Origin of the sequence: Photobacterium sp. WH24, from assembly GCF_019204055.1 — a bacterium.
GTDB classification, from domain to species: Bacteria; Pseudomonadota; Gammaproteobacteria; order Enterobacterales; family Vibrionaceae; genus Photobacterium; species Photobacterium arenosum.
In genome coordinates this window covers 1-19,401 of the sequence record NZ_JAGSOZ010000002.1, presented here as the reverse complement: position 1 = coordinate 19,401, position 19,401 = coordinate 1, and the positions used below count along the sequence as shown (strand labels likewise).

The 19,401-nt window shown below is 49.5% G+C and carries 18 protein-coding genes; 16 read left to right on the top strand and 2 right to left on the bottom strand.

What is annotated here, in order from left to right; genetic code table 11:
• Positions 1-131 precede the first annotated feature (131 nt).
• From KCG43_RS03430 to KCG43_RS03385, 10 genes are all read left to right on the top strand, one after another.
• A complete protein-coding gene (locus KCG43_RS03430; RefSeq protein WP_218383353.1) occupies positions 132-857 on the top strand; it encodes an autoinducer binding domain-containing protein in 726 nt (241 codons plus the stop codon).
• Positions 858-956: 99 nt separating this feature from the next.
• Positions 957-1,586, top strand: coding sequence for an acyl-homoserine-lactone synthase (locus tag KCG43_RS03425; RefSeq protein ID WP_192015600.1), 630 nt, complete (start codon positions 957-959; stop codon positions 1,584-1,586).
• Positions 1,587-1,670: 84 nt separating this feature from the next.
• Positions 1,671-3,104 (top strand): FAD-binding oxidoreductase, encoded by a 1,434-nt coding sequence (locus KCG43_RS03420; RefSeq protein ID WP_218383352.1) that lies wholly within the window; start codon positions 1,671-1,673, stop codon positions 3,102-3,104.
• Positions 3,101-3,949 (top strand): HemK/PrmC family methyltransferase, encoded by an 849-nt coding sequence (locus KCG43_RS03415; RefSeq protein WP_192015601.1) that lies wholly within the window; start codon positions 3,101-3,103, stop codon positions 3,947-3,949. Before KCG43_RS03420 ends, KCG43_RS03415 begins: the two co-directional genes overlap by 4 nt.
• On the top strand, positions 3,946-5,190 hold the full coding sequence (locus KCG43_RS03410) for an aminotransferase class I/II-fold pyridoxal phosphate-dependent enzyme (protein WP_192015602.1): 1,245 nt from the start codon (positions 3,946-3,948) through the stop codon (positions 5,188-5,190). The genes KCG43_RS03415 and KCG43_RS03410 overlap by 4 nt, the downstream gene beginning before the upstream one ends.
• A 114-nt stretch (positions 5,191-5,304) precedes the next feature.
• A complete protein-coding gene (locus KCG43_RS03405) occupies positions 5,305-5,637 on the top strand; it encodes a chorismate mutase (protein ID WP_192015603.1) in 333 nt (110 codons plus the stop codon).
• 3 nt (positions 5,638-5,640) lie between these two features.
• Positions 5,641-7,686: an aminodeoxychorismate synthase component I gene (pabB, locus tag KCG43_RS03400; protein ID WP_218383351.1), complete on the top strand. Its 2,046-nt coding sequence runs from the start codon at positions 5,641-5,643 to the stop codon at positions 7,684-7,686.
• 44 nt (positions 7,687-7,730) lie between these two features.
• Positions 7,731-8,585: a prephenate dehydrogenase dimerization domain-containing protein gene (locus KCG43_RS03395; protein ID WP_218383348.1), complete on the top strand. Its 855-nt coding sequence runs from the start codon at positions 7,731-7,733 to the stop codon at positions 8,583-8,585.
• Positions 8,569-10,116, top strand: a complete 1,548-nt coding sequence (locus KCG43_RS03390; protein ID WP_192015606.1) for an MFS transporter — start codon at positions 8,569-8,571, stop codon at positions 10,114-10,116. The genes KCG43_RS03395 and KCG43_RS03390 overlap by 17 nt, the downstream gene beginning before the upstream one ends.
• A gap of 117 nt (positions 10,117-10,233) precedes the next feature.
• Positions 10,234-10,791 (top strand): isochorismatase family protein, encoded by a 558-nt coding sequence (locus tag KCG43_RS03385; protein ID WP_218383347.1) that lies wholly within the window; start codon positions 10,234-10,236, stop codon positions 10,789-10,791.
• Between the two features lie 51 nt (positions 10,792-10,842).
• Here the strand turns inward: KCG43_RS03385 and KCG43_RS03380 are convergent, their stop codons facing one another.
• Complete coding sequence (locus KCG43_RS03380; RefSeq protein ID WP_218383345.1) at positions 10,843-11,724, bottom strand: U32 family peptidase; 882 nt, start codon at positions 11,722-11,724, stop codon at positions 10,843-10,845.
• 12 nt (positions 11,725-11,736) lie between these two features.
• The gene (locus KCG43_RS03375) at positions 11,737-12,744 is read right to left on the bottom strand and encodes a peptidase U32 family protein (protein WP_218383342.1); all 1,008 of its coding nucleotides are present in this window, start codon (positions 12,742-12,744) and stop codon (positions 11,737-11,739) included.
• A gap of 208 nt (positions 12,745-12,952) precedes the next feature.
• Between KCG43_RS03375 and KCG43_RS03370 the strand changes: the two genes are divergently transcribed.
• The 6 genes from KCG43_RS03370 (at position 12,953) to prfC (ending at position 19,352) form a co-directional block, all read left to right on the top strand.
• Positions 12,953-13,432, top strand: a complete 480-nt coding sequence (locus tag KCG43_RS03370; protein WP_218383339.1) for an SCP2 sterol-binding domain-containing protein — start codon at positions 12,953-12,955, stop codon at positions 13,430-13,432.
• A 68-nt stretch (positions 13,433-13,500) separates the two neighbouring features.
• Positions 13,501-14,379, top strand: a complete 879-nt coding sequence (locus tag KCG43_RS03365; RefSeq protein ID WP_218383337.1) for a hypothetical protein — start codon at positions 13,501-13,503, stop codon at positions 14,377-14,379.
• Positions 14,380-14,402: 23 nt separating this feature from the next.
• A complete protein-coding gene (locus KCG43_RS03360) occupies positions 14,403-15,554 on the top strand; it encodes a hypothetical protein (RefSeq protein WP_218383335.1) in 1,152 nt (383 codons plus the stop codon).
• Positions 15,555-15,700: 146 nt separating this feature from the next.
• Positions 15,701-16,705, top strand: a complete 1,005-nt coding sequence (locus KCG43_RS03355; RefSeq protein ID WP_255557847.1) for a 5'/3'-nucleotidase SurE — start codon at positions 15,701-15,703, stop codon at positions 16,703-16,705.
• 9 nt (positions 16,706-16,714) lie between these two features.
• Positions 16,715-17,422 (top strand): hypothetical protein, encoded by a 708-nt coding sequence (locus KCG43_RS03350; protein WP_218383333.1) that lies wholly within the window; start codon positions 16,715-16,717, stop codon positions 17,420-17,422.
• Positions 17,423-17,771: 349 nt separating this feature from the next.
• A complete protein-coding gene (gene prfC / locus KCG43_RS03345; protein WP_218383330.1) occupies positions 17,772-19,352 on the top strand; it encodes a peptide chain release factor 3 in 1,581 nt (526 codons plus the stop codon).
• Positions 19,353-19,401 lie beyond the last annotated feature (49 nt).

Genomic DNA, 19,401 nt, shown 5'->3' with positions numbered 1-19,401 from the left:
AGAGTCAGGTTGAATTAATCAATCGGCTTGAATTAGAAACAAAGTGAAACATATTAAAACAATATCTATTTGATAAACGTATTCCTCTGTTGTAGAAGTTGGTGCTTTATATGACTTGTTTGGAGAGGAAAATGGATAAAAACACAGGATTCATCAATTGGTGGTTGTCTGTAAACGCTGCATTTTCATCTTGCACTACTAACAATGATGTTATTAATAGTGTTTCACTGGAAGTCAATAAACTCGGCTTTGATAACTTTGCATACGGTAAAAAACAGGCTGTGCCTTTCTCACGCTCGAAAGTATGTGTATATGGAACATACCCAGAGGCGTGGTTGAAGCGATATCAAGACAAACACTATTGTCAGCAAGATCCTTCGATTGCAAGCAGAGCCAGTGATCGGCAGTTTGTCATCTGGCAGGATGACCACAATATAAAGACACATTTTATCTTCAAAGAAGCCAGAGAGTGGGGGATAAATATTGGTGCAACATTAACATTGCGTAGCATGGATCACTCGCTGTGTATGCTGGGGGTTTCGCGAAGTAATGTGCTTATCAACAGTGATGATAAACTGATGTTAAAGCTAAAAATGCGTTGTCTGATTGAGTTGATCGAAGAGAACAGTGTCAAAGAAAAGTCTGACTTGTTATGTCAAAATGAAATTAATCTAAACAACCGTGAAGAAGAAATTTTACGCTGGATCGCTGATGGTAAATGCTCAAATGCGATCTCTGATATTTTGGGTATTTCAGAAAACACAGTCAATTATCATATTAAAAATATCCAGAAAAAATTTGGCTCGACCAATCGTACATTGGCTGCAGCTTACTCAGCAGCGTTAGGAATTATTTAACCTGATTATTACCATTTTTTGGTAGTTGCTAGATGATTTGGGGCTTTATAGTATGGGGAATAGCCTAAAGAAGTGGATTTTGATAGGGACAGTCAAAGCATGTATCGGTTGGTATGCACGCAATTTTTGAATTTCGATAAAAATGAATTAGATGATCTGGGGCGTTTTCGCCATGATGTTTTTATTAAGCAACTCAAGTGGGATCTTAATATTACCTCTTTAGAAGAGGGGATTGAAAACGATGAGTTTGACACGGAGTCTGCACTGTATGTCATTGCCTATAATGAAAATGATAAAATTGTAGGGTGTGCCAGGCTGATTCCCTCCTACTCTCCTTACTTACTCTCAGATGTATTTCCTTATTTATGTGACAGTGAGCTACCAAGAGATATAGCGACTTGGGAAATATCACGCTTTGCGGCATATGGACATGAATTGGAATCTCTCCCTTTTGATATTTTAAAATTCTCGTTGCAACTCGCAGGAATGCATGGTGTTAAGCAATTGGTCGCGGTGACGACAGTCGCGATAGAGCGCTATTTTTTGAGAAGAGGAGTCACGCTTAATCGAATGGGTAAAGTGACTAAAAAAGGGAGAGACAAACTTATCGCCTTATCTTTTCCTGTCGAACAGTTTGATGATAATAAACTTTTAAATGTTATTGAAACTGAGGGAAGTTTATTGTTCTATCGTTCGCTACCTGAATCAGAAGCGCTTCTCCTTTCTTAATTGTTAGCAACTGCCTGAATATAATGTTCAGCAGAATAATCACATTCGTTCTATTGAATGGAATTTACAGTAATAAGGAAATAAATGATGAATTATGATGCCATTGTTGTTGGCGCTGGTGCTATTGGTGGATCCATCGCATTTGAGTTAGCTTCTCGCGGCTTAAAAGTTGTCAGGGTAGGTGAAACAAAACGTGAAAATGCAGCATCTATGGCTGCGGGTGCCATGAACGGTTGTTTTGGTGAAATCACGAGTGGGTTAGTCAGCAGTGAGTATGGCCGACTGAAAGTTGATATGGATATCAAGGCAAAAAGTGGATGGGAAAACTGGTCTGAAAGGTTATCAGAAGCATCTGGAATGCATGATGATCTCCTAACAGCGAAAGGCACTCATGTTATTTTAAACTCGGCGGGTATGGCTGAGGTTGATACAGTAAATTATGAAACTATTGAGGCAACACTGCAGCGTTACAACGAACCTTATGAGACAGTCTCGGCCTCTAACGTTCCCTGGATTAAAGCCAATGATTTAGTTCGCCCGATGCAAGCTTTATATATTCCAGCAGAAAATGCGGTGAATTCACATCTTCTGCTGGAAAAGCTGGATGCCGCTTTTCTGGGAAAAGGCGGAGAAATTATCAATGAAAATGCAGCCGAAATATTAACAGAAGCTGATGTGGCGACTGGCGTTAAATTAACGGATGGCACTTTAATATCGGCAGACAATGTTGTGATTGCAGCCGGTGTGCATTCGTTAGATTTGCTTGATGCTTATCCAGAAGTTAAAAAACGCATCCCTCCTATGTTTGCAGGGTACGGTGTTTCTATTCTGGCGAGGTTAAAGCCTGGGCATCAAGTACCTGACAGTGTAATCAGAACGCCAAACAGAGCCTTTGCCTGTGGTTTACATTGTGTACCCAGAGAGAAAGATCTGCTTTATATAGGCGCGACAAATATTTTGGCTGAGTCACCAAGGAAAAACGCATTGATATCTGATGTTCAGTTTCTGCTGGACTGCGCATTAGACCAATTACATCTTGATTTGAATGACGCAGAAGTGGAAGCCATTCAAGTTGGTAATCGGCCTATTCCTGCTGACGGTTATCCGTTAATTGGACAATGTCATTTCAAAGGATTGTGGTTAGCGACAGGAACCTACCGTGACGGATTGCACCAGTCACCATTATTGGCTGCTTATATGGCCGATAAAATTCAGGGTCACCGGCCAGAAATAAACCTGGATGTCTTCTCGCCTATTCGGAAGCCATTACCAGGTTTATCTCGTGAAGAAACCGTGAAAGAAACGGTAAAACAAATGTTTGCTACCGGTTACGAATTCCGCTGGGATATCAAACCCTACTGGCTACCGTTACTCGACAAAGGCATGACGGGCTATTATGCCGATCTCATTGAGAGCCTTCACCCAAGCTATACACCGCCACCAGAGCTGGTCGCTTTCTCATATCTTTATCGGTCGATGTATGACCGTCTGGCGGAATATTATGAGGCTTGGTCATGAAACAAGCGCAAATTGAGCAGACATTTCAGCATGAACTCCAGAGTCTGATTGCATCGGGCGTCTGGGATCCTTATGGGGATTTTCAAGCGATAGCAAAGAAATATATATCGTCTGATGAGGTATTGTCTGAATCTGATGTTGCTTGCTTTCGCTCCGATCTGAAGGAAAGAGCACATCGTATCCCGTTAGGTCATATCCTTGGGTACAGTGACTTTATTGATTGCCGATTTGTTGTTGGAACCGGGGTATTTGTACCGCGTCAGCAAAGCGCAATGCTGCTTGAATGGCTAAAAACACAGCTCCACGCTGAGTCCGAGGCGGTTATTTACGATTTGTGCTCGGGAACGGGGGCTATCGGTATATCAGCATGGCGGCAATACCGGAATGCAACGGTTTATTGTTTGGAAAATGATGAAACTGCGTATCAGTATCTGTGCCGTAATATTCATCGTCTCGCGGATGAAGGCAGCGTCGTTGCACTGAAAAAAGACATTACCGACCTCACATTTTTTCTGGATAAGAGTCAAAGTGTGGATGTTGTGATATCGAATCCTCCTTATGTCCCTGAATCAGAGAGCTTATTGCCTGAGTGGGGAAAATATCACCCGGAAAATGCCATTTACTCAGGCCAAGATGGCAGCGAGATTATCGACGCCTCATTGCGTCTTGCAGAGATTGTACTGAAGCCTGGCGGTACTGTGATTGTCGAACACGGGGAGTCACAAATACCTATGGTGCAAGACCTATTCTCCCGATATCAGTTTGAGTCTGTGCTCACTCATACCGATCCCCTTTTTTCTGATCAGACTGGGCCAGCAGTGATGACAGTAGGTACAAAAAAATGACGAGTGTTAATAAAGAACAATTGCATGACAGCAATTGGATGTCCATCCGTAGTACCCGTACAACGGATGCTTTCGAACAGGCCTCCGGAGAGGGATTAACCTCTTTTATTGTGACGGAACGTTGTGGTAAGCAAGTTATTTTGGATGATGGAAAGTTATACACAGAATTCATTTCTTGCTCTTACTTAGGTTTGGAGTCCCATCCATTATTAATAGAGGCGGCATATCAGGCACTTCATCATGTTGGTATACATTTATCGGCAAGCCGGAGTGCGATGAGTCCTGTGTACTTGCCACAACTGGAAAACCTGTTGCAGGAGATGTATCAGGGTAACTCAGTCACTGTGTTTACTTCGACCAGTAATGCGCATTTAGGTGTTTTACCTTTATTGGGTAGTGGCAATATGCACCTTTACCCGACTAAATCAGCGGTTCGCTGGCTGGTTGATAAAACGGCTCATGCTTCAATGCAGGTGTTGCGTGGATTACTTGGTCAGTTTGGGCAGGTCGTACGTGTTGATACGAATGATACGGAATCGTTAACGACAACATTAAAGCAATGTCAGCTTGAGCGAGTAACACCTATATTGTTGATTGATGGTGTCGGTTCGATGTCAGGATTACTTCCTGTCAGAGCGCTATCTGAATTGCTCAATCAATACGAAGGATATTTATATGTTGATGATGCACACGGTATTTCTATTTCAGGAAAATACGGTGCAGGCTACGCGTATGAGAATCTTGAACACCGCTTACCTGATAATACATTAATAGCCGGGTCATTAAGTAAGGCTTTTGGTGGTGCCGGCGGTTTCATTGTTCTGCGCAAAGATTATAATAATGAACAGCTTAAGGCATTAGCGAACCCGCTTGTATTTGGCCATACCGTACCCGTCCCGCTTCAGGCGGCGAATGTTGCTGCCGCAAAGATCCATCTTTCTTCTGAAATAGATGAATTACAAGCTGCATTATGGCAAAACATCAACAGATTCGATGAGAAAGTTGAAAGCGTAATGATGAACTCCGGACAGAGAGCACCAATCAGAGGCGCTTACTTTGCTAGTGAACAGCAAGGTTTAACGGCCGCGACAGCTTTACGGGAATCCGGGTTAATTATGTTTCCTGTTTTTTATCCTATCGTAGAAACCAATAAAGCGATGTTACGTTTTGCCATTTCAGCCAATCATAGCCACGAGCAAATTGATTATCTGGCCAATAAGTTAAATGCCCTTATCGGGTGATTTGATAATAAATCCTGGAAGTAACAACCAACCTGGAATCAAACGTCTTTTTAATGTTGGTGTACGTTGGTTGTTATGCGTTCTTTATTTGAAGTTTAAGTCGAAGGTAATGGCATGGTTGTTAATAATCAGATGAATGATGACGTTGTGGTTCGTGAATTAAAACCTTACAGAGATAAGCTGGATGTAATTAACGAACAGATCATTGCGTTACTGGCAAACCGTATGGAGATTTGTCGGACAATTGCGAACGTTAAAGCCCGAGAAAACATTCCAATGATGCAAAAAGGCAGAGTCGAATTCACGTTGAATAAAATGAAATCGCTCTCAGCGAACTATCAGTTAAATCCGTCTTACATTGAGGATATTTTTGAACGTATTATCCATGAAACTTGTGAAGAGGAACTTGTCATAATAAAAGCCTTGTCAGAAGTCAAAGAGAAGTGAACCATGAATATTCTGATCATTGATAATTACGATTCCTTTACGAATAATATTTCTCAGTATGTTTTCGAACTGACAGGGATCATGCCGACGGTAGTACCGAACTCTGCATCATACGCTTCATTGAATATTGATTTTTTTTCGGGTGTTATTCTTTCACCTGGCCCGGGGCACCCTGCCTGTGACGAAGATTTTGGCGTATGCGGTGAAGTCATTGATAAATGCAGCATTCCAATTTTGGGTATTTGCCTGGGACATCAAGGGATAAATACCAGATTTGGCGGCCATGTCTCCCATGCGCCATCACCGGTTCATGGCTATAAAAGCCAGATTATTCATAATGGCGAAGGCTTGTTTTCTGGCATCCCCCAGTCGTTTAATGTGGTCCGCTATCACTCCCTGATATGTACGGAGGTTCCCGATTGCCTTGACGTTACGGCCCGCACAGCAGACGGGTTAATCATGGGCATTGCGCATCGCGAAAAACCGATATGGGGAGTCCAGTTCCATCCGGAGTCGATTGAATCAGAGTATGGACACACTCTGATTGGTAATTTCATTAACATGATTAATCGCGGTGAACCGGCTGGTTGCGATTCTGATGCCGACAATGAAATACATCGTGTTATCAAAGAAGCGGCGGGTACATTTTCATTGGGAGTGAACTATGAGCCCCTGAAAATGACGATGAGTGTCTCTGACATTTTTTCGCGTTACTTTTCGGGCAAAACATCTGCATTTTGGCTCGATAGTGAAATGGCTGATGCGCGGTCTGCCAGGTATTCGTTAATGGGCAGTGGACAGCCCGATGAAGCCATTGTGTTTCGCTATGAGGTCGGTACACGCACATTACATCTGAGTGGCCCCTGCGGGGACAGTGATATCCAGGGGGATTATTTTGAGCTGATGGATCGCATTGTAGCCTTTCTGAAACCAGATTCAGAAACTGAGGCACTGATGCCCTATGGTTGCGGGCTGGTTGGTTATTTGGGCTATGAACTGAAAGCCCTGATGGGCAGTAACAATAACCACCGTTCTTCCACACCCGATGCGCTGTTTTTTTTACCTCAGAATTTACTGATTTTTGATCATCAAGAGCAAACTGCTTACCTCTGTCATCTATGGGGGGAGCCGATGACGTTTTCTCTGGAAGCCGCACAACAGAGCCCTCAGCAAGGTGCGTTATCGTTTCAGCCTGGACCAGTGCCTGAGCAGTCGCTGGAGCTGGAAGACAGTGCGGAAGTGTATATCGATAAAATTCATCGTTGTCTGAAAGAAATCCGGGACGGCGAATCTTATGAAATATGCCTGACAAACCGGGCGCGTCTGCCATTTAGCGAAGACGAGCTTTCCGCCTATATGAAGATGCGTTCGGCAAGCCCCGTACCTTATGGGGCTTATATGAAAACGCCCGATTTTGCGATCTTAAGCGCTTCACCTGAAACATTTTTGCAAATTGATTCGAATCGTACAGTGACATCCAAGCCAATTAAGGGCACCCGCCCCAGAGGAAAGACGGAGGCACAGGATGAGGTCTTGAAGCACGAGCTGGCTTGCTCTGAAAAGGATCGGGCAGAGAATCTGATGATCATTGATTTGGTCAGGCATGATCTGAATAGTATCTGTACCCCCGGGACGGTACATGTACCCAAAGCTTTTGATATTGAAACCTACAGTTCGGTCCACCAACTGGTATCAACGATTGAAGGGCAGCTCAAACCCAATATCGGAACGTTTAATGCAATTAAAGCGTGTTTTCCGGGCGGATCAATGACCGGAGCACCCAAGCGGCGCACTATGGATATTATCGATGGTCTGGAATCTTCCGCCCGGGGAATCTACGCCGGAAGCCTGGGTTGGGTTGGGATGAATGGATGCACGAATTTAAGCATTGTTATTCGAACCGCAGTGGTGAAAGAGGGGATGGCAGAATTTGGCATTGGCGGGGCAATCGTTTCTGCTTCTTCTCCCGTTGAAGAGATGGAAGAAACCTTAGTGAAAGCCAGTGTGCCGTTTTATTCCTTAACAGCAAGCACGGAGACAAAACATTGAGCCAATATGTAATATTCGGTGGTGCGGGTGTCGTTGGACAATTCATGGCAACACTTCTTGAGTCTGAAGGCTATTCGGTTACTGTGGCTGATCAAGTTGCGCCCGCATACAAGGTGGATTATGTTATCTGCGATGTACGGCATCTTGATCCCGTACTGACAGAAAAGATAAAAGCGGCTTCTGGTGTGGTTTTTGCTCTGCCTGAATCGGTAGCAGCAGCGTCTTTGGCGGTTTACGCACCGTTATTGACGTCTGTGGATGTCGTCGTTAATACCTGCTCGGTACAGGTGCCATTCCATCAGATCGCGGCAGATTGCCTGCCGTCCGTCAGTGTTGTCGGGGTGAATCCCATGTTTTCACCCAAACTGGCTTGTCACGGACGTCCGGTCATCGTTTGCGAACAGGTTCAGAGCCAAGCGGGAGCCATGATGTCGGCACTGTTCGCCAGACAGGGAATGGATGTCTCGCAGATGAATCCAAGCGATCATGATAACAACATGGCGCTTTGTCAGGCGTTGCCGCATGCTGCAATTCTGTCCTTCCTGACAGCCTTAGTTGACGAAGGCTGTGATATCAAGGTTATCTACCAAATCGCTCCGCCTCCCATGAAAACATTATTAAGCTTGGCGGCCAGGATCCTCGCCAATGAGCCTGAAACCTACTGGGATATCCAAGCCTATAACCAAGCTGCCAGTAAGCAGCGCGACAAGCTGATGGCTTCACTCTCAATATTAAATACGCAGGTAGAAAGCAATGATTTTTCGGCCTTTGTCTCTCAGTTGGATGATTCCAAACAACATTTAAAGGAAATACTGCCTCAATCTGAGAAAGAGGCAGAGTGTATTTTTCAGACATTAATGACTCTTAACACGGGAGGACAAGATGAGCTCAGCCGCTAATCCACTGGTTGCTATTTTGAAAGATCGCTCAAAAGCACTGGCACTGTTTGTCATTATGCTGCCAGTACTTTTGGTGACTATCGATAACACCATTCTGAACTTTTCATTACCGCGTATCGCGTCTGCACTGAGCCCTTCCGCGGCTCAGCAATTGTGGATTATTGATGCTTATTCCATTGTCCTGGCCGGACTGCTGGTCACTATGGGGGGAGCCGGTGATCGACTCGGCCACAGGAAAATGCTGTTTATCGGCTGTAGCGGTTTTGCCGCTGTATCTCTGGTTGTCGTGTTTTCTCAGCAGGCCTGGCATCTGATTGCTGGTCGAGCGGTGCTGGGTTTCTTCGGGGCGATGATTTTACCTGCCACCTTGGCTTTGATTCGTTCGGCGTTTGAAGACAGAGAAGAAAGACGCATAGCTGTGGCCGTTTGGGCAACGTGCCTGACAATTGGCTCGGCGCTGGGTCCTTTGGTGGGCGGTGTGTTACTGCAGTATTACGATTGGCAATCTGTATTCTTAGTCGCATTGCCATTTTTAGCACCAGTCATACTTTTTGCACCTTTCTGTCTTCCTGAATCGGAGAAGCAACCTGCATTCAGCATTGACTACTGGAGCATTACTTTAAGTCTGGTGGCTATGGTGAGCCTGATGTTTGCGCTGAAACATGGTGCGACGGAAGGCATAGATGCATTGGCTATCTCGACCTTTATCTGCGGTCTGGTGTTTGGTGTGCTGTTTGTACGCCGGCAATTGGCATTAAAAGATCCCTTGCTGGATCTCAAGTTGTTCACCATCCCGGCATTTTCAGTGTCAATTGCGGTGAATCTGGTCAGCCTGGGACTGCTTATCGGATTTATCTACCTTGCAACACAGCTGATGCAAATTGTACTAGGCAGCTCCCCGTTAGTGGCCAGCCTGAATCTAGTACCGGGGCAGGTGTTAGCGATTGTCGCTGGGATGGCTGTTGTCCCGGTTGTACAGCGTATCGCACCCAACCGGGTGATTGCGTTTTGTCTGGTATTAGCCGGCGTAGCGTTTATGGTTTTCGCTCTGTTTGATATTTCGATGCTGACAATTGCAGTCGCGTTTGCATTATTGAATATTGGGGTGGCAGCTATTACGACTGTGACCAATGACCTGGTTCTGTCTTCGGTTCCGCCAGACAGTGCCGGCAGTGCCTCTTCCGTAAGTGAAACAGCTTATGAAGCCGGTGTGGTGTTAGGTACTACCCTTATTGGTGGCGCGGTAGCCTGGTTATATCGTGCGAATTTTGTGGCACCTGCAGGTATTGATGTGTCTGTGGCTATGCAGGCAAAAGAAACCTTACCCGGGGCATACGCAGTGAGCCAGACTTTGAACAGTGAGTGGGCAGATTCTCTGCTCGAGTCTGCGTCGATTGCTTTTACGCAAAGTGTACAGCTGGTCAGCCTGGGCGTTGCGGTGACTGTGCTGGCTGTGGTGTTGGTTGTACTTAAATACCTGAAGCTACCGAGCTCGGAGAGTGCCGATTTGGCGACTGAAATGCAAGACTGAGAGCAGAAACGCGGCCCTTTTTAAAGGGCCGTTTTTTGTTTTGAATGACTTATTCAGCATCGCTGACGTTTTCGACACTATAGTGTATCGGTAAGTAAAATTTTAAGGAGTGGTGATATGCCGCTTACACAGTTGGATAGTCGCACTGCATTGATTGTGATTGATCTGCAAAAAGGCATCGTGGGGCTTCCCCTGGCGCATGATGCAGGAGTCGTCGTGAAACATGCCGCCCGGCTGGCAGAGGCGTTTCGCTGCCATCAGTTACCGGTTGTACTGGTGAATGTGGCTGGCAGTGCCCCCGGACGTACAGAGCAGCCCCGTGCCGGAGGCACACCTGCCAGCGACTGGGCGGAACTGGTACCGGCAATGACGCCGCTGGCGAATGATATCTGTATCACTAAGCGATGCTGGGGCGCGTTCAGCCATACTGGCCTGGAAGAAACACTCAGCGCCTTGTCCGTAACCCAGGTTGTGGTGGTCGGTATCGCAACCAGTATCGGTGTGGAATCAACCGCCCGTCAGGCGTATGAACTCGGGCTGAATGTCTCCTTATGTACCGATGCCATGACAGATGTGAATGTGTATGCCCACCATAATTCGCTGGAACGCATTTTCCCCCGTCTGGGCGAGACAGGAACCTGCGAGGAACTGCTGGCCCTGCTGGACACACGCTAGCGCATCAAGGCCGTAGGGCACAGGCCAGACAGTCCTAAGTTATTAACTACTCTAGCTGGGTTGGATGTCCAGTCCTGCAAGGCGGTGCCAGTAACCGTTACAGTGGATGTGATCCGTCACCGGGCAGGTGGTTCCTGTTAATTCGGCCTGTTTGAATGCACTGAGCGTGGCCAGAATATCCTCTGCCATCGGGCTGATGCGTACCACATCCACCAGTCCGTCCATGCTTGCGAGATCCTTGATCAGGTTATAACAGTAGCCGGATTGCGTCTGAATACCATTCAGGGTGAACAGTCGCTGGCCTTCCTGACTGTTTGCGGCCAGGCCTTGCGGGTAATGAATGCAGCAGGTCTGACAGTCGTCTTTGGCTTTGCCTTCCGCTCTGGCCGTAAAGCAACGGGCGGAATAGGCCAGCGGCAGATAGCCATAACTGAACACTTCCGTTTCAAACCGGTGACGAATGCCCATTGCAGCACAGTCGTGCAGAATGTTATTCAGCCAGTCCCGTGACAGCTCTACAGGCATGCACCAGCGTGTCATGCCTTGTCTGACAAAAAGCTGTAAGGTCTGCGCGTTATAACAATTGACTGCCGGGCCAACCACAAAGGGGACGTTTTGCTGATGGGCGAGATGGATGGCAGAGACATCATTCGCTTCTATACTGAATTCGCCGTTATCAATGTACTTTTTCATGACATTGATCTCACTGGGCGCTTCCAGCAAAGCTTGTGTGGAAAGTACCACCTCTTTGCCTGCGGCTGCCAGTTCCCGGGCCAATACTAGCCAGTCGGCGGGCTTCATCAGCCGCCGCTTCGCACAAACGGTTTCGCCCAGATACACAATATCGGCGTCACTGCGCCGGGCGGCGTGATAGAAAGAGTCGACATCCGTTTTAGGCCAGAAGTAGAGCAGCGGCCCCAATGAATATTTCATGTTTCTCTCCTGTTATTGCCATTGTCGCTGGTAAGCGCCCAGTGTGGTTTGTGCCCCTTCCGACAGACGACTGAGCGTGTTGTCCCATTGCTGCTGAACCTGATAGGCATCGGGATTGGCCTGGTAACTGTCGATCGCCTGCCGCCAGGTTCGGGTCACTTGCTCGACATAAGCCTGGCTGCGTTGTCTGCCTTCAATTTTGACCGAGGCAACCCCTGTCCTGAACAGCTCAGGAAGCAGACTGAGGGTATTGAGGCTGGTCGGCGCCTCCAGAACATGTCCTCTCTGGTTCAGTCCGTTTACTTGCGTATCAAATCGCCCTTTGCATAAGGTGGGATAGCCGGTTTTCTCATCCTGACGGTAACGGTCAATCAAAATACCGTTCAGACGTGATTCCAGTCCGTCCCCGGTTTCCTGCCAGCGGACAAATTTAGCCGGAGAGCAGGCTCCGGCTGTGTTTGGCGACTCACCGGTCAGATAAGAGGATAAATAACACCGGCCTTCAGCCATGATACACAAACTGCCAAATGCAAAGACTTCAAGCTCGACCTCGCTATGGCGGGCAAGCTGTTTTACCTGGTGGATAGACAGCACGCGAGGCAGTACGACCCGCTTTACGTTGAAGTGAGTACGGTAAAACGCAATGGCTTCTGTGTTGGTAGCCGAGGCCTGAACCGACAGGTGCAGTTCCAGCTCAGGATAGCGGCGGGCGGCATAGTCCAGGACCGCGATATCAGCCACAATCAGGGCATCGACGCCCAGTGCGGCGGCTTTATCGACAGCCTGCTGCCAGCGGCTGAAACCGTCGGGATGGGCAAAGGTGTTGAGGGCAACATGCAGTTTCCGGTTGTGCTGGCGGACATAGTCTGCGGCTTGTTCGAGTCGTCGGCCGTCAAAGTTCAGGCCGGTAAAATGGCGGGCATTGGTGTCATCTTTGAAGCCGATGTAGACCGCATCGGCGCCATTATCGATGGCGGTCTTGAGTGCGGGTAAATTGCCGGCCGGACAGAGCAGCTCCATACCTGGGCTCCTTGAGTGTCGAAAGAAGGGGACATCATAAAAAGCTGGCGGGAGACGATCTTGATATCACGCAGGTTTTTTCTCGTTTTTAACCGCTATACCCCTTTGGGGTGAACTGCGCTTGTCCGGGTTATTGATGTATCGCAGTAAGTGCCGTCTTGATTTCCCGTAAGCTGATGCCATCACAATGTTGGAAGAGGGATTCACAGTGTATTTGCAGACTTTGCCGGGCTTACCTGAACTGGCACCGCAGTTGTTGAAATACCATTGCAGGCTGACACCGTTTTTTGTCCATAAGAGACTGATAGAACAGGCGCTGGCTGTGGTGTTCAAAGAGGTGCTATCCGACGGTGAACTGGATTTTCTGGCCGATCAGACGGTGACGATCACGATAGAAGATCTGGATTGGTCGTTCACCCTCACACTGAATTCCGGAAGGCTGGTGGTGTTACCCTCTGTTCCGGCACCAAATGCGCTGATGAAAGCCAGCAGCCAGGATTTGATACGTATAGCCGCCCGTAAGGTGGATCCTGATACGCTTTTCTTCCAGCGCCGGTTAATGATGGCGGGAGATACTGAGCTCGGTCTGGCGGTAAAGAATCTGCTGGACAGCCTTGAACCGGAGCGCTTGCCTAAGTCGTTACACTGGCTGCTGACCAAAGCAGCCACATTGTACGGCACTGAATAGGCTGTCATACAAATATCACAGTGGCTGTTTATGCTGCTTGCAGCAAAGGGATGCGGGTATGAACAGGCATGGATGCAGTAAAGCGTCAAACCCGGCTATTCACGGCTCAATGGGTGGTAAAGCTTCACTCGTTCATTGAGCAGCAATGGCGGGGAAAATTATTGTATTTCGGGGCGCAGTCAGCCGTGGTGCTGGCTGTGCTATTGCTGTTGGTCTGGAGTCTCAGTCCGGTGTCGCCGGTCGCGACGATGTCAGCATACAATCAGGTGTCTTGTCGTGATATTGGCGCAGCCCAGGGGCGGACGAGCGCAACCGAACCGCTGCGGGTCTTTACTCCGGTACACCAGCTGGCACTGCCGATACTGAAAAAACTGTGTTCGCAACCTGCCATTCAGAGCGCGTATGCTGGTGTCAGCGTGTTCTGGCAATCGCGCAGCGAGTTCGTTCCGGCGCAGATTTACAGTCAGTTTTACGATGTCATGTGGGGGCGGGATTATGTGCTGAACGGCATGAGTCCGAGCTATCTGGATTACTATCAGCCAGTGCTGATCTTACCCAGCTATGATGTTTACTGGTACGCCAGATCGGCAGATTTTCGGGGCACTAAAGACGATTTTACCCAGCTGACTCTGGGGCTGCTGGATGATCCGTTCAGTCTTTCCGGTTATCAGCTACCCATGAATCAGCTGAACAGCCTGCAACTGGCGGCGGATTCGGTGCACATTGCTTTTTACCCGTCGCGGCAAGCCTTGGCTGAGGCATTGCTGGCCGGTCAGGTTGATGTCGTTGCGGACACGAGTTTCAGCACGCTGTCGCAATCTTCTGCAGTGCTGTCCAAAGTCATGATCGCCAGCCAGGTATACTCCGGTGCCTGGTATGCCAGCTCTCGCGTATCTTCACCTCAATCCATAATCGCCATTAAAGACGGGTTGTCGTCTTTGCGATAAAGCTGCTACTCAGGTTATTACCCATGAAACGAATTCACTGTTTGCCTCTGATGTGGCTGGTGGTGTTCTACGCCCTGGCCATTGCGCTGGTATCTTCATTCGGCCGCTATCAGGAATATCTGCAGATCATCTCTGACAGAGTGCAGCCTGTGATGGCTGAGGCCTGGCAGGACAGTGCGGATTACCAGTTACCTGAAGCACTGGAAGTTATTCTGATCCGGCGGCTGGAAGGTGAGCTGGATGCCGTATCGGGCAACAGGCTGTCGTCTCAGATCCAGCAATGTCACAGCCATATTTACCAGTTTGGAGCTCAGGGGGAGCAGATATCGGCAGAAAACAGCCGCTGGTTACCCTGGACCATGACCTGGCTGATCGCTGCGCAGGGGGCGCAGCAAACCTGGCTGGACATTGATTGCCGGATAAGTTGGCTGCCCTGGCTGAGCCTCAGTCTGGGGCTGGCATTGCTCACTGTGGCAGGCTGGCACCTCATCGGCCAGCCGCTTAAAGCAGAAGACAGAGTGCTGATGGCGCTTTTCTTACAGCCAAGTGCGGCCGCAGGCCAGCAGGACGGCTTGCTGAAACGCTCGGCAGTCAAAGCGGGCGTGCTCCATTTCCGGCAGGCTTATCCCAACCGCCAGGTCAATCCGGTGATTTTGCGGGCGCTTATCAGCACAAACCGGGCAACATTCAGTTCGCCGCAGCAATGTGTGGTGTCTTTGCTGGCGCGTGCCAGCCAGCCCCCAGAGCTGCACTTTGATCTGACCGGCGGCAAAGTTCAGGTGACACTGGCTGGCATACCCTTGGCCTTGTCCGTCACCCCGGCGTTGTACTTATTATGGTATGCCGGCAAACGGCGCGATGAGACAGACGGCGGATGGGTCAGAAATCCGCCTTCCAATAAACCGGACCCGGTGCTGGCGCAGTCTCTGCTTGAGCTGATGTATCACTATGGCGGCCATGGACGGGCTATTCGCGAGCTGGAACAGGCCGGACTGAAAGCCAAATCCCTCGATCAGAACCGCAGCAAAATCAAGGAAGCACTGTCAGCTGTCACAGGTGAGGAAGTCGCGGAGGATTGTCTCTTTGAAAGCCGGAAACCGGGCGACAATCCCCAGACCGAATACCGTTTGAAGATATCGCCAGAAAAAATCAGTCTGTCAAAGCAGGATGTATAAAGCATTGAAAATGCTGGCTAAAATTTTAAAGATATCTCTAATTCTGCCATCGCCGCCGATGTCACAGAGCCGTCATCTTATTTCGCAACAGTAAGCGCAGCCTCCCGGGACAGGGAGAATGTGTTGAACTTACAATAGGAATAACGATGAAACGCACCATGGAAAAAATGCTGACCGCCAGCCTGCTATCTGCCACTGTGATCAGTGCGCCAGTGATGGCCCTGAATATTGTGCTGACCAACGACGACAGCTGGGATACGCAAAATATTCAGATCATGAAATCGGCCCTGATTGACGCCGGGCATAGTGTGATCATGTCTGCCCCCTGTACCGGACAAAGCGGTAAAGGTGGTGCGATGACCTTCCTGAAACCTGTCAGTGTGGATGAAACAAAAGCGGCACAGCAGGAATTCTGCGTCGGTGACACAGACACCAGCGTGGCGTTTGCTGATTACGCCGAAGGCACGCCTGTTATGGCGGTTTTGTACGGTATCGATGTGGCCGCGCAGCGTCTCTGGGGTCAGGCACCAGATCTGGTGATCTCCGGCCCCAACGAGGGGAACAACCTGGGCTTCATGAATAACAACTCAGGCACTCTGGGGGCAACCATGATTGCACTGAGCCGCGGGATCCCGGCGATAGCGGTCAGTGCCAATGAAAATACCGCACACGATGCCGATCAGTCTGAGCGGGTGGCGCATACCGTGGTCGAGGTGGTGGCTAAGCTGGCCAGCAGCCGCCCATCCGGTTCACCCTTGTTACCGGCTTACACCGGCCTGAATATCAATACCCCGGAAGAGATGGCCAATAATCTGGGCTATAAGTTTACCGATGTTGGCTGGAACGGCGGCGGTATTGAGTTCAAGTTCAGCGACGATCTGTCAGGCGATGCGGTGCTGATTGGCTATATGGTGCAAAAACTGATGGCGGGCGGCATGGATCAGGCCACTGCCAAGGCCACCGCGCAGACGGCGATGCAGGGTAAGCAAGGGCTGTCGTTCAGCATGGGGGATGCCGGAGATACCAACGCCAACTCGGAAGGCAATGCGGTGAAGGCGGGCTATATCACAATCAGTACCATAGACGGTAATGTCCAGGCGGCGCGAGCCAAGGTGTCACTGACTGAGCAGCGTTTGCTGGGTCTGAACTAGGAGGCTGCTATGAGAAACTATTCACGTCTTCTGTGCCTGATGCTGGGGCTTTTTCTGGCGGGGTGTAATCGCTCAGACAAGGACAGCAGCGCAGACAGTGGTAAAGAGAGTGGCGCTACAGATACCGGCCAGGCTGCGCTGAGCGGGGTGTATCGCGCTGTGGCTCAAGATACCGCCGGCAATCTGGTTGAGGTGCAGCTCATCGCTGAAAGCGGTCGGCTGCCGTTACTGACCTTGTGGGATGACAGGGAGCACCAAAGCTCATTTCTGGCGGAAAAACCAACGGGTGAGCAGGGGCAAACTGGCTATTATTTTGCCGAATTACAGTATCAGTGTCAGGCACAACAAAATGTCTTCGTGTGTGACACCCCTGAAGGCACAACTCGCCTGGCCGCCGATTCGTCGTCTGCTCAACACGCTGGCTTTGTGGCAGGCCAGTACCAGGCGGTCTGGGACGGACAGCTTTACACACTGAGTTTGGATGAACAGGGCAATGCCAGTATTGCCGGTCTGCACTGTGAGTCTGGTGCGCGCTTTTCGGCATCGGCTTCGCTGGAAACTGTCCGGGTGATGACAGTGGCAGGCAACAACGGCTGTCAGTTACCGCTGTCCCGGGCTTATGCTGACACTGTGGTCGATAACGATGTGCTGTACAGCATTAATCTGCAGACCGAACACCCGGGCTTTCCCCAGGTATGGGTAAAGATTGCCGGTTAGAAACAGACGGTTCAGTTAGTGTCGAACTCGCGGCGGCAGGAGGGTTTTGCCCGTCTTGTCGCCGATTTTCGTTCAGTTATTCTGCCTGGTTCGCGCATCGGAAGCAGCTTGAGTGGCGAGTGACTGTTTCTTTGCGCAGACTTTGCGTATAATTCCGCCATCATATACCCAAGTCATTCCCTACTGCCTGTTACGGCACAGAAGAGCAAACAGAGGCCAGGATGTAACCACAGGTTAATCAGCCATCACCCGGCTTGTTCCGGGCAAGACTCAACTGACATACCGGGCGCTGCGTTTTAACCTACCTCGCCTGGGCTGACTTAATTCGATAACTGGATCTTCACTGAATATGTCTTTTTTAACTGAAGTGGGTAAACGCCGCACGTTTGCCATCATTTCTCACCCGGATGCGGGTAAAACCACCATTACTGAAAAAGTCCTGCTGTTCGGAAACGCCTTGCAGCGTGCCGGTACGGTCAAAGGCCGCGGCTCTAACCAGCACGCTAAGTCGGACTGGATGGAAATGGAAAAAGAGCGTGGTATCTCGGTCACTACCTCTGTGATGCAGTTTCCGTACAACGAGTGTCTGGTCAACCTGCTCGATACCCCGGGGCACGAAGATTTCTCGGAAGATACCTACCGCACACTGACCGCTGTGGACTCTTGTCTGATGGTGATAGATGCCGCGAAAGGTGTCGAGGATCGGACCCGTAAGCTGATGGAAGTCACCCGTCTGCGTGACACGCCTATCGTGACCTTTATGAACAAACTTGACCGTGACATCCGCGATCCGATGGAATTGCTGGATGAAGTGGAAAGTGAGCTGAACATTGCCTGTGCGCCGGTCAGCTGGCCGATTGGCTGTGGTAAAGAGTTCAAAGGCGTCTATCACATTCACCGTGACGAAACCATTCTGTACGCCACCGGTCAGGGTCACACTATTCAGGAAGTCCGGATTGTGAAAGGTTTGGACAACCCTGAACTGGATACGGCTGTTGGCGAGGATCTGGCCGGTCAGTTGCGTGAAGAGTTGGAACTGGTGCTGGGTGCATCGCACGAATTTGATCGTGAACTGTTCCTGAAAGGGGAACTGACGCCGGTATTCTTCGGTACGGCACTGGGTAACTTTGGTGTTGACCATATGCTTGACGGCCTGACTGAGTGGGCACCTGCGCCGCTGCCGCGTCAGGCGAATGAGCGCGATGTTGAAGCCACGGAAGAGAAGTTCTCCGGCTTCGTGTTCAAGATTCAGGCCAATATGGACCCGAAACACCGCGACCGTATTGCCTTTATGCGCATTGTCTCGGGCACTTATACCCAGGGCATGAAAATGAACCATGTCCGTATCGGCAAGAACATCAGCATTTCGGATGCTGTGACTTTCATGGCCGGTGACCGCTCCCGTGCTGAAACCGCCTATGCCGGTGACATCATTGGTCTGCATAACCACGGGACGATTCAGATCGGCGATACCTTTACCCAAGGTGAAAGCCTGAAATTTGCCGGTATCCCGAACTTTGCTCCCGAGCTGTTCCGCCGTATCCGCCTGCGCGATCCGCTGAAGCAGAAACAATTGCTGAAAGGCCTGGTGCAGCTGTCGGAAGAGGGGGCGGTGCAGGTGTTCCGTCCGCTGCTCAACAATGATTTGATCGTCGGCGCAGTCGGTGTGCTGCAGTTTGACGTAGTAGTGGCCCGTCTGAAAGCGGAATACAACGTCGAAGCTATTTACGAGAGCGTTAACGTGGCAACGGCACGCTGGGTCGAGTGTGCTGACGGCAAGAAATTCGAGGAATTTCGCCGCAAGAATGAAGTGAACCTGGCGCTGGATGGTGGTGATAACCTCACTTACATCGCACCGACTATGGTGAACCTCAATCTGGCGAAAGAGCGTTTCCCAGAGGTGGACTTCCGCGCCACCCGCGAGCATTAATGCCTGTCTGTTGACTTAAGGCTACGAAAGAAAAAGCCTCTGATTTCAG